Here is a 15181-nt window from a genome sequence, read left to right on the forward strand (position 1 = left end):
AAAAGTGGCTATTATTGCCTGTATAAGAAAGCTTATAGTAATCATAAATTCTATGGTGAGGGATGGTGTCATGTGGGATCCTAAAATGGTTTGAAATTAGGAATTGACACCATAGTCACTTGTTAGGTAACACTATCCACAGTGCTTGCGTTTAATTTAACAACTTTTCTAATGCTTGAAAATGTGAAAACACTGCCAACGATAAATAATAGAAAACTGATCCCCCACAGTGAAAAAAAACTGGAAACCTTGGCAGAATCAGTTGAATTGCTTTGGTATAAAACTTTAACTACATCACCTTTTTGATAAGTATTGATTGAGGGACTAAGACCAAAACTGGAAGTAAACACAATTGAATTACCATTAAGATCCGTAAACTCAATTTTTGGATATAAAGATGATTTTGAGGAATGCTTTTTTACTAGTTCGATAACAACACCATTCGTTGAATTTGCTTTTTCGAGAAATGAATAAGTATTAAAACTAACAAATATACATATGGTAATGCATGCTAACCCTAATATTAGATAAAGATATCCTACCTTTATGCTGTCATTCATACGTTCAACGATGCGAATCATTCTTGGTGTTACCTAACGCCCCATTCAGGGGCTTTTAATTGTTGGCTATAATAACGAGCGAAGCGAAGGAAGCCAACTGTTAAAAGTCCTTTGCAATGGCTTGTTATATGCTTTCTTGCGCCACTTCCTGATCAAACCATACATGCTCAGTTTCACCACCTAAGTTAAAACGATAACCAAATGGTAATGCCATATATAGTGCTAATTCAGGACGCTTTTCAATAACATGTTGGAAGTGAACTGTAATCAATGAATCAATATTTCCATCGTATTCATCGGTAGTTAACCACCAACCACTCATATGTTCTGGAGAAGGATAACGAACTCCTTCTACTGGGTTTACCCCTTCATAAATGCCTTTTGAGATAGTTACAAGTTGACCTGTTTCCACTGGTAAGTATTGAGCACCATAATGTTCACAACACACTTGCTGATTTAACTCAATACTCAAAATTTAAACTCCAAACTTTCATAAGCATATAACAATTTAATAGTGCGCTCATCGCGCATATTTCTGCCAACGATACGCTCATGTATTTTATAAATCATTTTTACCAAATAACTTAACACATTGCTATATATAATTTTTATTAGCATTCAAACTCTCAATAAAAGACAAAATGCGCTCGCCGCTCATTTTCTTGAATATGTGTGCATCACAACTATACTGTATATAAAAACAGCACCATTATTGGTAATAGTATGAAAACACGTTCCCCATTTTTAAATTATATAGCCGATTATATGTTGGTACGTCAGTATTCATTACGCACCGTAGATACCTACCTAAGATGGATTGCATCTTATATCCATTTTCATAATAAACGCCATCCCGCCTCAATGGGGGACAATGAAGTCGAACGCTACTTAGAACATTTAGTGTTAAAGCAAAACGTTGCACCACGTACGCAAGCCACCGCACTCAATTCATTGTCATTTTTATACAAGCACATAATAAAAAAAGAACTCTCATTAAATTTAAATTTTGCCCGTAGTAAAAAACAAGCAAAGCTCCCTGTAGTGATGACCCCAGAGGAAGTTAAAATGTTGATGGCTCATTTAAATAAGCGCTATTATTTAATTGCAGCCCTTATGTATGGAAGTGGCTTAAGAGTAATGGAAGCGGTGCAATTAAGAGTAAAAGATATTGATTTTGATTATAAATGCATTCAAGTATGGAATGGAAAGGTAATAAACACCGCATTGTTACGCTGGCCACAGAGCTAATTCCTATGCTGAGAAATCAAATTTTGAACGTTGATGACTATTTAAAACTGGATTTAAATAATACGGAATATTCTGGCGTATGGATGCCATATGCTTTAACAAAAAAATATCCAAGTGCCGCAAAATCGCTTGCGTGGCAATATTTATTTCCTTCTCATATATTAAGTTCAGATCCTCAAAGTGGTGAAATAAGGCGACATCATTTTCATCACTCTTGTATTAGAAAAGAGATTAAAAAAGCCGTCCAAAAATCAGGGTTAACAAAAATAATAACACCTCATACATTGAGACACTCTTTTGCTACTCATCTACTGCAAAGTGGCGCCGATATAAGAACTGTTCAAGCTCAGCTTGGCCATTCTGATGTTAAAACTACACAAATTTATACCCATGTACTACAGCAAGGTGCTAACGGGGTTGTTAGCCCTTTTTCAAGATTATAAGCGTCTCTTTTTAATCCTCTACAGATACATATTCACTTTCAAACCAATACCGTCATCTATTTCTACTTTAAATAACACATAAAAAAGCCCCGCTTGTTTTTACACAAGCGGGGCCCCACACTAATTATTTACTCAAAAATAAAAGCGCCGATACTGCGGGCGCTTTGCATCATTGAATTTAATTACTTTAACTTACTGATTAACTACGCTTTTAAGCGGGTTAATTGGCTGTGCGTTATCATCTAGTATGTTCATATCAAAATCGAACTCATCTACACGAATCGCCTTTTCACGTTTGATGTTGTAATCAATTAACTGAACGTGTTCAGCTTGGGTAATTACGTTCGCCGCTAGTGCGTTATCAAGCGTAATGTTAAAACGTGCACCTGGTTTAATTACTTTAGCACGTAGTGCTTTTTTAACTTTAGCCAGCTCGCCAAGTGATGCCATTTTAGCTTTGTAAGCTTGCTCATTAATATGATGGCCATCGCCCACTACTGGTTTAACTAAATGCGTGATTTGCGCTTTAAATGCGGTATCTAGCTGAGCTTGCTTAGCTAGTTCGCGGATTAAATCGTCGCTAATTTTTGGCATTTTAGTTGAGTAGTTCATTGTAATGAAACGAATAAACTTACGTGTACCACTTGCAGGGAAGTTATCTAAAAACTTATGCAATGCTTCTTCAGCACTTTGTAGTGCAAAACGAGTCGCGTAATGGAAATACGGCGCTGCTTGCTCACGGTCACTACTTGATACTTTTTGCTCGTAGTATTTAATTGATGCCATAGCTGCATATAAGAAGCTCATTACATCACCTAAACGTGCCGATAGCATTTCTGCTTGTTTTAACTTACCACCAAGTACAAGTAACGAAAAGTCTGCGTACACTGCAAGTTTTGCAGATAATTTATGTACTGCTTTTTCGTAGTCACGTACTTCTGGTAATTCAGAATTAGCACTTGCTGTAAATGGTAAAACACCAAGGCGGAAAGCACGTAAGCTGTTTGCTGTGCTGTAGCCAATTGTTTTACGTAAAATGCCGTTAAATTCTTTATCTGCGCCTTTGTCTTCACTGTGAATTGACTCAACCATAGATTGTAAATATGGGTGACAACGCATAACACCTTGACCAAAGATCATTAGGTTACGTGTAAGAATGTTCGCGCCTTCTACCGTAATGGCAATCGGCTGAGCAACATAACCACTTGCTAATGTATTTTGTGGACCGTTTTGAATCGCTTTACCCGCTTGAATATCCATTGCTGAATCAAGTACGTCGCGACCAAGCTCTGTCATATGGTATTTAGCGATTGCTGTAACAACTGATGGTTTTAAGCCCATGCCTAAGCCTTCAGTTGTAAGTACGCGCATTGCTTCTTGTAGGTATGTTTTACCTGCAATGTCAGCTAGTTTTTCTTGAATACCTTCAAACTGGCCAATGGCTAAACCAAACTGTTCACGCACTGCTGCATATTCAGATGCTGATTTAAATGCAACTTGTGCTGTACTAACACCTAGCGCAGGTAATGAAATACCACGGCCAGCACCTAAACAGCTAACCAGCATTTGCCAACCACGGCCGATGTTTTTCTGTCCACCAATAACAAAATCCATTGGTACAAATACTTTGTTACCACGTGTAGTACCGTTGTAAAAACGAATACCCATTGGGTCGTGGCGATTACCAAGCTCTACACCTGGGTGCTCTTTAGGAATAAGTGCACAGGTAATGCCTAGGTTTTCTTTACCACCTAGCAGACCATCAGGGTCAACTACTTTAAATGCTAAACCAAGTACGGTAGCAATGGGTGCAAGTGTAATGTAGCGCTTGTCCCAGGTAATTTCTAAACCAAGGACTTCTTCGCCGTTGTACATACCTTTAGTTACTTTACCAACATCAGGAATACCACCTGCATCAGAACCCGCTTCTGGGCTTGTTAATGCAAAACATGGAATGTCTGTACCATTTGCTAGCCGTGGTAAGTAATGTGCTTGTTGTTCTTGCGTACCAAAGTGAAGTAATAACTCACCTGGGCCTAACGAGTTAGGAACCATTACGGTTACCGCAACTGCTGAGCTTTTAGTCGCAATTGTGCCAACAATGGTAGAGTTTGCATAAGGGCTAAACTCTAAACCACCAAACGACTTAGGAATGATAAGCGAGAAAAAACGCTCTTTTTTCAAAAATTCTAAGATGTCATTTGGTAAATGAATGCCGTTTTGAATCACTGAATCGTCAATCATGCCCAATAACTCTTTTACTGGACCGTCTAAGAATGCTTGCTCGTCTGCGCTTAATGTAGCAGCAGGTACGTCGCGAAGTGCACTGAAATCAGGTTTACCTTGGTAGATAGAACCTTCAAGCCATACATCACCCGCGTCTAGCGCTTCTTGTTCTGTGATAGAAATACTTGGTAATACTTTTTTTAGTTTTGTACGTAAACTCATGATTGAACTCATCCGACCAGCCAAATAATACCTACATTACGTCATAAAAAATCGTTTAGATCAATTACTCTATTCAATTAATTAACAGTTTTTTCAATTTATTTTCTTTACCTGAACGTAAACTATTGAAACACAAAGGCTTACAGTTGTACGCTGAAAAAAAGTATTTTGACTAAAATGATGAATAAAACAGCAAAAGCGCTAGCGCTGTATCTATTTTTTTATGGGCATAAAAAAACGCAGCACAAATAGGCTACGTTTTTATTCAATTTGTAGAGGCTACATTATCAGTTAATCTAGCTAAAACTACTTAAATTTAAATCAAATTGTATAAGCGCTTCACTTAGCAACTTTAACAATTTGCTTGCCGGTAAAACCACCAGCAAGTTGTTTATTAAGCGCTTGCGATACTGACTCAGCACTAAAGTCTACGGGCGTTATTTCTGGGTGTTTAATGTCGCCACTAACAGCCCCTTCAAGTAACAGGTTGCCCATAAAGCTCAAGCGTTGTTGTGCACATAAACTATTAGCAAGCCATGCACCACCAATCGATACAACGCTAATATTGGGCGCTCGGTGATACATTAAGTCTTGATCAAAACAAGGTAGCGGATTTAAGCAGGCAATACGTCCGCAAAAACGCATTAACTCAATATTACGCTGAGTACACTCACCACCTATCGTATCAATAACCGCATCAAAGCCTTGCGGGCCAAGTTCTCTGCGGATTTTTTCGCATAGTTTTTTATCGCTATAGTCAAAAACCACATCAGCGCCTAGCTGCTTAACCAATTTATGGTTACGCTTTGATGCGGTGGTAAATACATCTGCGCCACGCTGTTTTGCATATTGAATAGCAAACTGCCCTACCGCTCCGGCTCCGCCTTCAATAAAAATAGTATCGCCTTCACTAATGCCTATTTTATCTAAGCTGATAAGTGCTGCCATACCGGCGCATGGAAGTGTTGCTGCAATGGCCGGATTTAAACCGCTTGGCACAACCGACACTGCAAAGTTAGGTACTTTGGTGTATTCGCTCAAAGCACCTTGCTCACCAATGTTGGCGTGCCACATAACGCGCTGGCCAACATTTGGAAACACACCTTTATTAGCTTTAACCACAACACCTACGGCATCTAAGCCTAAAATGTGTGGATACTGCCACTTACAAAAGCCTGTTTTAGCAAATTGACCATCAACTGGATTTAAACCAACGTACTCTACTTTTACAAGCAGCTCGTTATCTGCACAGTCTGGAACAGGCAGCTCAGCATCTGCTAAGTCAATTGCTTCATTTGGTTCTGGCAGTACAATAGCGCGCATCGTATGCGGGATAATGTATTCATGTAAATTTTCAGTATTTGGCATCAATATAACTCTACTTATTAGTGTCGTTTAACGCATAACTCCATTGGCCATTAAATGACTGGTAAGCATTTACTTTGGCAAGCAGTGAAGAAATTGTTGTTTCAACAGCATTTTCTTGTGCTATTAAAACATCCTGGCGCGCATCTAACAACTCAAGATAAGGAATTTGACCTTCTTCGTACATTGCTTGTGCTTGTAAAAATGCTTTATTAGCAAAGTCATAGCGCTCATCGGCAAAGCGTTTTTGCTGTGCCTGATTGACCAACAATTGCAGTGAAAGTTCACTTTCACTTAGTGCAGTTAATACCACTTGTTGATAATCGCTGTATGCGGCTTCACTTAAAAACTGCTGTGCGTCGCGCTGTGCTAATAATGCTGGGTAGCTTAATAACGACCATTGCAACTGCGGCGCTACTTGCCACTGCTGATCGGTATTTTTTAAGCCTGTGCTGTCTATACTCACAACCCCTGCAAATGCAGATAAGCTAATATCGGGTAATAACGCTTTGCTAGCTGCAACACTTAAACTATTTGCTTGGCTAAAGTCAAACAGTGCACGGCTAATATCAGGACGTAAGGCAATGGCATTATTAGCGTTTTTTAGTGCAACGCTAAAGTCACGTTCAAGCACGCTTTGCTCGTTTTCAATAGCAATATTTTGCGCTAGCTTACCGCTTAGTACTGCAAGAGCAGATAAATCGCTGTATTTTGCATACTCAATGGCAGGTATTAGTGCTTGTTGCTGCCTAAGCTGCGCCATCGTACGGTTTAAATCAAGCTCGTTTGCAACACCTTCGTCAACACGGGCTTGAAGAACGTCAATACTTTGCTCAAGCGCTTCAATTTGAAGTGCTACAATGTGTTGTTTTTCAACATTACCTTGATAACTTACAAAGCCTTTAACAACTGACGAAACTACTTCAATTTGCAGTAAACGTACTTGCTCTGCTTGGCTCATGGCCGATGCATTTGCAGCATCAACCAACGCCGTAATGCGACCAAATAAATCTAGCTGCCAATCAAGTGCAACGTTTGCACTTGATTGGCGATCATAAACGCTTGGTGCATCGCTTCGAGCTGCACCAACATTTACGCCACCTTGTGGTAGGTATTGGGCTTTTTGCTCTCCTAATCGCGCTAATGCACTTTTAAGTGTTAGCTGGCTTGTTTGCAAATTATAGTTATTTGCAAGCGCACCAGTAACAAGCTCATTTAGTTGATCAGAATTAAGCTTTTTCCACCAGTTTGTTTCATCAGCAACGCTAACGTTACTAGCAATATTAGCTTTAGCAACAAATTCGTTAACAGCTTTTTGCTCGCTCATGGTGTCTATTTTACTCGCACACCCTGCTAAAAACGCAACGACTAATACTGCACTGGCGGTCAGACTTGTTTTAAGCCTTTTTTGCATTAATTTAGTCATGAGTATTCTCCTGCGCTTTCTCTTTTTTGTTAGTCACTAACATATAAAATACCGGCGTAAACAATAGACCAAACACGGTTACACCTATCATGCCTGAGAATACGGCGTTACCCATTGCGTGTCGCATTTCGGCGCCCGCACCGGTGGCAAGTACTAACGGTACAACACCTGCTGTAAATGCAATCGACGTCATTAATATTGGGCGCAAGCGCATACGACATGCCTCAAGTATTGCCTCTAAGTGCGATAAGCCTGAGTCGTGTCTATCTTTTGCAAACTCAACCATCAATATTGCATTTTTAGAAGCCAACGCGACCAGCACTATTAACGCTATTTGGGTAAATATGTTGTTGTCAGAGCCAACAAACCACACACCTAACAAGGCTGAGAAAATAGTCATTGGTACAATTAATATAATTGCCAGTGGTAAACGTAAGCTCTCGTACTGCGCTGCAAGTACCATAAATACTAGTAATACAACTAACGGGAATACATAAACCATGGTGTTACCGGCAAGTACTTGTTGGTACGTTACTTCAGTCCACTCATACTCAATACCTGTTGGTAGTGTGTCTGCGAGTACTTTTTCAATAGCAACTTGTGCTTGATCAGAACTATAACCTGGCGCTGGGCTACCATTTAGCTCAGCACTTGGGTAACCGTTGTAATGCATAACACGGTCAGGACCAATTGTTGGTGTTACTGTTAATACAGAGCCTAATGGCACCATATTACCTGAGCGGTTGCGTACTTTTAAATTAAGTATTTGATCAGGGTCTAAGCGGTAGTCAGCATCAGCCTGTGCATTTACTTGGTATGTACGACCAAACATATTAAAGTCATTTACGTACACAGAGCCTAAGTAAATTTGCAGTGCATTAAATACTTCATCAAGTGGAATACCTTGAATAAGCGCTTGCTCACGGTCAATATCAATATCCATTTGTGGAACTTGGATACGGAAACTTGAGTACAGGCCCATTAATGCAGGGTCTTGTTGCGCTTTACCAATAACGGCTTGCAGGCTATTAAATAGTGCTTCAAACCCTTTATTAGCTCTGTCTTCTATTTGCAGTTTAAAACCACCTGTAGTGCCCAAACCTTGAATTGGCGGCGGTGGAAATACCGCTACAAATGCCTCATCAATGGCAGCAAAACGTTTATTCAACTGCGCCGCTATCGCCATCGCTGATTGGCTCGGATCGGTACGTTTGTCAAAGCTTTCAAGTGGTGTAAATACAATGCCGCTGTTAGGGCTATTTGTAAAACCGTTCACTGATAAGCCAGGAAAAGCAACAGTATGTGCAACGCCTGGGACTTCTAATGCAATTTGCTGCATTTGAGCAAGTACGTCTTCAGTACGATCAAGGCTTGATGCGTCAGGTAACTGCGCAATAGCCACTAAATACTGTTTGTCTTGCTGTGGAATAAAGCCACCTGGTACGGTATCAAATAACTTAATTGTGCCGCCAACAAGTGCAATATAAGCCACCATTACAACAACGGTCATACGGATTAGTTTTTGTACCAGTTTTTCGTACCCTTTAGCACCACGATTAAATACGCGGTTAAATGGTTTAAACAACCAACGTCCAAACAATTTATTAAGTAAACGCGTGAACGCATCTGGTTTTGCATCGTGTGATTTTAATAACAATGCAGCAAGTGCAGGCGATAACGTTAATGAGTTAAATGCTGAGATAATCGTCGAAATTGTAATTGTAAGTGCAAATTGCTTATAAAATTGACCTGATAAACCGGTAATAAACGCAGTAGGAATAAATACAGCACTTAGTACTAGCGCAATGGCAATAATAGGGCCTGTTACTTCGCTCATTGCAACGCGGGTTGCTTCAAGTGGCGATAAGCCTTTTTCGATATTACGCTCTACGTTTTCAACAACTACAATCGCATCATCTACAACAATACCTATGGCCAAAACTAAACCAAACAACGACAAGGTATTAATTGATACACCTAACCACTGCATTACGGCAAATGTACCAATAAGTGAAATAGGCACAGCAATTAGCGGAATAATAGATGCACGCCACGTTTGTAAAAATACAATAACAACAATAACTACCAGTACAATTGCTTCAAGCAAAGTGGCAATTACCGCGTCAATTGAGCCGCGAACAAATACCGTAGGGTCGTACACAATGTCGTATTCAACACCAGTAGGGAAATCTTTAGATAAGCGCGCCATTGTTTCGCGTACTTGATCAGAAAGCTCAATAGCGTTTGAACCTGGACGTTGAAATATTGGCATTGCAAGAGCTGGTTGGTTGTCAAGCTCTGCACGCAGTGCGTAAGTGTCTTGACCTAAATCAACACGGGCTATATCAGATAAACGCGTTAACTGACCTTCGTCGCCTACTTTAATAATAACTTGTTCAAATTCTTCAATACTGTTTAAACGACCTTTAACGTTTAACAATATTTGAAATTGACTGTCGTTTGAAATTGGTTGCGCACCTAAGCTACCTGCAGCAACTTGCTGGTTTTGCGAGCGAAGTGCTGTTACTACATCTGTTGCTGTTAATTCGCGTGCAGCAAGTGCATCTGGGTTTAGCCATACTCGCATTGAGTATTTGCCAGCACCAAACATGCGAATATCACCTACGCCTGGTAAGCGCGCAATTTCATCTTTAATGTTTAAATCAGCATAGTTAGATAAGTAAGCTGTGTCGTGCGTTTTTTCAGGTGAGTATAAATGCACTACCATGGTTAAATCGGGTGATGACTTTTCAGCCACAACACCTAAACGCTGTACTTCTTCTGGCAAACGCGGAAGTGCACTGTTTACACGGTTTTGTACTTGTACTTGAGCACGGTCTAAATCGGTACCTAACGCAAAAGTTACCGTTAGAGTCATACGGCCATCACTAGTACCTTGCGAAAACATATACAACATGTTTTCAGTGCCGTTAATTTCTTGCTCCAGCGGTGTTGCCACTGTTTGCGCAATAACGGTAGGGTTAGCACCTGGGTAGTTGGCGGTAACAACAACTGTTGGAGGAACTACTTCTGGGTATTCACTTACTGGTAATTGGAATAGTGATATGCCACCAGCAATTAAAATAACCAACGACAGCATAGCCGCAAATATTGGGCGCTGTATAAAGAAATGCGAAAATTTCATCAATAAACCTTATTGCTTAGCCACAAGTTGTGCGTTGTCGTTTGACAATGTAAATGCCACACCGCTTGTATCAATTGTTACTGTTTGCGGAGAGATTGGCATACCAGGACCTACGCGAGCAGGACCATTTACAGCAATTACATCACCTTCGTTAAGGCCTGAAGTAACCGCACGTAATGCACCGTAACGTTCACCAATAGTAATTAGTTTGTATTCAAGTACGTTGTTTTCGCCAACGGTTAGTACAAAGCGATTTTTTAAGTCAGTACCAATTGCACGTTCTGGGATAATAATAGCGTCGCTAATAGAATTGGCTGCAAGCTTAATACGTGCAAACGAGCCTGCGCGTAATTGGTTGTTGTCTTCATTAAATACCGCACGTACACGTAATGTGCCCGTTGATGAATTAATTTGGTTATCAATAAAGTTAATGTAGCCTTTGTATGCAAAATCACTTTGACCGACTTTTTGCATTACAACAGTTTGGTGGCTCGCAGCAGTAACATCATTAAAAGAGCTATTCCATGTGCGCTCATCAACATCAAAGTAAGCGTACATAGCTTGGTTTGAAACAATTGACGTTAATACGCTTTGACCCGCAAGTACGTTATTACCTTTAGTAATATTTGCGCGAGAAATAATGCCATCAATTGGTGATACTACTGACGTAAATTCTAAATCAAGTTCTGCTGAGGTAAGTTGTGCTTGCAGTGCAGAAAGCTGTGCTTCGCGTTGGCGCAGTGTTGAAGTACGCGCTTGTGCTTGCTCAGTTGAGATTGCCTTACGGTCTAATAAGCGTACCGCACGTTTGTCTTCACTTTTAGCTTGTTCAAGTGCGGCTTCTGCACTTTTAATTTGTGCTTTTAAGCTTGCAACAACCGCTGCAAATGGGCGAGCATCTAATTGAAATAAAACATCGCCTTCTTTAACCACGTCGCCTTCTTTAAATTCAATGCTATCGATGATTCCTGATACACGCGGCATTAAAGCAACTTCTTGTGGAGACTCTAAACGAGTTGTATATGTGTGCCAGCTCTGTACCGGCTTAACAAGCACCTGTGCTACATCAATTGGTTGAAGTTGCTGTGCAGGTGCTGATTGAGCTGTGCTCTCATCAGCACAACCCGCAAGTGTTAAAGATGCCGCAGTAAGTGCAGCAGCAATTAGATGTTTGTTCATGAAGACGCTCCATTGTTGATTAGCCTCGCATAATACGGATTAAACCCGTGTGTAAAAACCATAGATTTTTAAATTCATTAATGCCAAAATGGCATCAATAGATTAGTTAAGGTGTAATAATGGATACAACAAGTCGACTTTTAATGTTACTTGAAGTAGTTGAGCAAGGCTCTTTTGCTAAAGCTGCTGAAATACGCAACATAGATCGCTCTGTTATATCTAAACAAATTAGCCGTTTAGAGGATGAGTTAGGCGTTAGGTTACTTAACCGAACTACCCGTTCATTTTCGCTCACAGCGGCGGGCGCCGAAATGATCAAAAAAGCAGCTGAGCTTAGAGAGCTGCTCGGCGAAACCGTGCGCATGGCTGAAAACTACCATTTAGAGCCGCGCGGCGTTTTAAAAATCACTTCATCAACACTTATTGGTCGTCGTTATTTACAACCTGTGCTTAATGATTTTCAAAAACGCTTTCCTCAAGTAGAAGTTGAACTGCGTTTAGACGATAGATTAGTAGATATAGTCTCTGAAGGATTTGATTTGGCTTTTCGTGTAGGTGAGCCTAAAGACTCGTCACTTATCGCACGTAAAATAGCGCGTAACCGGTTATTAATTTTAGCTGCGCCACAGTTTATTGAAACTTACGGTATGCCAAAAACAATGGAAGAGTTAGCGCAATTACCAGCAGCAAGCTATGCCAGTAATTCTATTCGAGTAGAAGCTATAGATTACTACGATAGTAAAGGTGAACGCTGCGAGCAAAAAATAAAAAGTGTGTTTAGGGCAAATGATGCAGAATCATTGTTAATGAAAACATTGTCGGGCACAACTTACTTTGTCGCCCCTGCATTTATTATTGGTGATGAAATAATACAAGGTAAGCTAGTGCCTTTATTAACAGATGTGAAACTCATGGAGTTTAGTGCGATGTATGCCGTATATCCGCATCGAGATTTACCAGTAAGGACCCGGTTGTTTTTTGATGCTGTGCGCGAGCATTTAGGAAAAGATAAACCGATTTGGGAAAACGGGATCCCTAACTTTGAACAAATGTACTAAGTAGCACGACTTACGCAACGACTGCCTGGTAATCATTTTCTTTTTTAAACTTACAATACACTTTATTGCGACCAAATTGCTTTGCTTTGTATAACTGTTTATCAGCTTGATTTACAAAGCTTTCCAATGAATTGGTACTTTTAAATTTTGCGACACCAATACTGGTTGTAACATTGATTGCAAGGCCGTCAATGTCAAATGTGGTATTTTCAAAACGTGCTCTTATTTGTTCAGCGGTATTAAGTGCAGTCTCTTCATTTGCAAAAGAGCTAAATAAAGCAAACTCTTCACCGCCTACTCTAAATACATACCCTCTACCAAGCACAACCCTTAGTAAAGTGGCCACTTCGATAAGTACTTGGTCACCGACACCATGGCCATGCTCATCATTTATCTGCTTAAAAAAGTCTAAATCGAGTAAAAACAAATATAACTGTGACTTATCTTGTAGTTCAACTTCAAAGTAGTGGTTCATTGAAAGGCGATTGCCTGCACCCGTTAGTGGGTCAAGTAACGCTAAATTTTTAAGTCGCCTTGAAAAATGTGAGCGGCTCCCTTCAAAAACATGAGAAATCGCCCAAATACTTAAATAAGCACAGAGTAGATTAAGAGATAAGTTAAAAGTCTCAAAGGGGGCAAGAGTAGACTGACTACCTAAAATAAACACTTGGATCACTAATAAATTTGCAGAGAAAATTACACCATATTGTTTACCTAATAGTAGGTAGTACAAGATAGGTAATGCAAACGACCATACATATACACCGTTACGAGGCGACGACAAAGATGTACCCAAAATAACGATGAATGTGATAAGTGCGCACATTACAACGGATTGCCAAAACTGTAATGGGCGGCGTATAAGTGTAATATAAGTAAATATACAATAAATGGAAAAACAGATTTCGATATAGCCAAGCAATGGAAAGTTATTTACAGTTAAATTAAATCCCGCAAATCCAACCGATAAAACACCAAAACAAAGGCACATTCCTCTTAGAACGTCCTTTCTTAATGATTTAGTGCTATTAAGGGCCGCTATATCCATTCTAATCACTTAATAAAAATAAAAATAAAAAGTAAGTTTAACGTGAAAATACAATTTAACAAGCTTTGTTCATATAAACCACGTAGATACAACCAGTTATTTACATTTTAGGGATAATGTAGTGTATTTTAGAAACACGTTTGATACTTTAATATCACTAAGTGGCTTTAACAACTAGCCACCTAACATGGATAAATTAGTAGTAATACCTGTATTACCCTGGTGTAAAAGGTGAGTTGGCTTCTTAGTTTTAATATAACGAGATAACAATGCCATTAATTCACTATTCGAACTGTCGTTCATATATTCTCTTAGCGAAATACCCTCTTCAGAAAACAAACACAAGTGCAGATTTCCTTTTGCTGTAACCCTTAGTCGATTACAGGTACTACAAAAATCATTGCTGTAAGGCATTATTAAACCAATTCTGCCTTGATAATCAGGATGCGCAAACTCTTGAGCAGGACCTGCTGATGCACTACGCGCAACTTGCTGCCAACCCGTTTGTAATAGCTGAGTTTTTAAAACTTGCCCAGAAACATGGTTTGCATCAAAAAAGGCTTTGTTGTCGTTTGTTTGCATCAATTCTATAAAGCGGATGGTGACGGGGCGGTGTTTAACCCAATTTAAAAATGTATCAAACTCTTTTGCGTTGTATTGCTTCATCAGCACGCTGTTTATTTTTACTGAATCAATACCCGTTTCAAGCGCAGTATCAATACCTTTCATTACTGAGGTAAATTTGTCATGCCCAGTAATGGTGTTAAACATGCGCGAATCTAAACTATCAATGCTTACATTAATAGCGTTTAAGCCTGCATCTACCCAGTCATGAATATTCTTATGAAGAGAAAAACCATTGGTGGTCATTGCAATTTTTTTTATGCCCGCAACATCTTTTGCCGCACGAACAACATCTATAAAGTCTTTTCTAAGGGTTGGCTCTCCGCCAGTGATCCTTACTTTTTCAATACCATGGTGTGCAAACGCTTTAAGCGTATTGCTAATTTCATCAATTGTGAGGAAGCCCCGGTCGTGACCGCCCTGATAACCATCTGGTAAACAATAAACACACTTAAAATTACATACATCAGTAATAGACAAACGTAGGTAACTAAACTCTCGCCCTGTTGGGTCGATTAGCATAAATAAACCTTAACTAATATCAACACGTAATAACAACCTAATACCAATTTGCAATAATGCTTAATCGTTTAATTAAGCAAACTGGTATAAACAACGCTACCTATTGATACATAAA

The 15181-nt window shown here is 39.6% G+C and carries 10 protein-coding genes and 1 pseudogene; 2 read left to right on the top strand and 9 right to left on the bottom strand.

The genetic code is table 11. From position 1 onward, the window contains the following. Positions 1 to 122: 122 nt before the first annotated feature. Positions 123 to 581, bottom strand: a complete 459-nt coding sequence (locus tag H5161_RS04130; RefSeq protein ID WP_182754407.1) for a DUF3592 domain-containing protein — start codon at positions 579 to 581, stop codon at positions 123 to 125. A 103-nt stretch (positions 582 to 684) separates the two neighbouring features. Beyond that, positions 685 to 1032 carry a hypothetical protein gene (locus tag H5161_RS04135; RefSeq protein ID WP_182768748.1) on the bottom strand — a complete coding sequence of 116 codons (348 nt, stop codon included), beginning with the start codon at positions 1030 to 1032 and terminating at the stop codon, positions 685 to 687. A gap of 251 nt (positions 1033 to 1283) precedes the next feature. Between H5161_RS04135 and H5161_RS04140 the strand changes: the two are divergent. Next, positions 1284 to 2251: pseudogene (locus tag H5161_RS04140) on the top strand (integron integrase). Positions 2252 to 2443: 192 nt separating this feature from the next. Here H5161_RS04140 and H5161_RS04145 read toward each other — a convergent pair. From H5161_RS04145 to H5161_RS04165, 5 genes are all read right to left on the bottom strand, one after another. Then, positions 2444 to 4699: an acyl-CoA dehydrogenase gene (locus H5161_RS04145; protein ID WP_149603631.1), complete on the bottom strand. Its 2256-nt coding sequence runs from the start codon at positions 4697 to 4699 to the stop codon at positions 2444 to 2446. 339 nt (positions 4700 to 5038) lie between these two features. Then, positions 5039 to 6067 (bottom strand): zinc-binding dehydrogenase, encoded by a 1029-nt coding sequence (locus H5161_RS04150; RefSeq protein ID WP_182768749.1) that lies wholly within the window; start codon positions 6065 to 6067, stop codon positions 5039 to 5041. Between the two features lie 10 nt (positions 6068 to 6077). After that, the gene (locus H5161_RS04155) at positions 6078 to 7490 is read right to left on the bottom strand and encodes a TolC family protein (protein WP_182768750.1); all 1413 of its coding nucleotides are present in this window, start codon (positions 7488 to 7490) and stop codon (positions 6078 to 6080) included. Beyond that, positions 7483 to 10635, bottom strand: coding sequence for an efflux RND transporter permease subunit (locus tag H5161_RS04160; RefSeq protein WP_002958688.1), 3153 nt, complete (start codon positions 10633 to 10635; stop codon positions 7483 to 7485). Before H5161_RS04160 ends, H5161_RS04155 begins: the two co-directional genes overlap by 8 nt. Before the next feature lie 9 nt (positions 10636 to 10644). After that, entirely contained in the window at positions 10645 to 11814 is a 1170-nt protein-coding gene (locus H5161_RS04165; protein ID WP_024595653.1) for an efflux RND transporter periplasmic adaptor subunit, read from the bottom strand. A gap of 119 nt (positions 11815 to 11933) precedes the next feature. On the opposite strand from H5161_RS04165, the gene H5161_RS04170 reads away from it, so the two are divergent. Beyond that, a complete protein-coding gene (locus H5161_RS04170; RefSeq protein WP_076925596.1) occupies positions 11934 to 12872 on the top strand; it encodes a LysR family transcriptional regulator in 939 nt (312 codons plus the stop codon). Positions 12873 to 12882: 10 nt separating this feature from the next. Here the strand turns inward: H5161_RS04170 and H5161_RS04175 are convergent, their stop codons facing one another. Next, positions 12883 to 13920: a GGDEF domain-containing protein gene (locus H5161_RS04175; RefSeq protein ID WP_182716867.1), complete on the bottom strand. Its 1038-nt coding sequence runs from the start codon at positions 13918 to 13920 to the stop codon at positions 12883 to 12885. A gap of 174 nt (positions 13921 to 14094) precedes the next feature. Then, complete coding sequence (gene moaA / locus H5161_RS04180; protein WP_007582018.1) at positions 14095 to 15066, bottom strand: GTP 3',8-cyclase MoaA; 972 nt, start codon at positions 15064 to 15066, stop codon at positions 14095 to 14097. Between the last annotated feature and the right edge of the window lie 115 nt (positions 15067 to 15181).

It is taken from the genome of Pseudoalteromonas sp. SG43-5, from assembly GCF_014164345.1.
Lineage (GTDB): Bacteria > Pseudomonadota > Gammaproteobacteria > Enterobacterales > Alteromonadaceae > Pseudoalteromonas > Pseudoalteromonas distincta.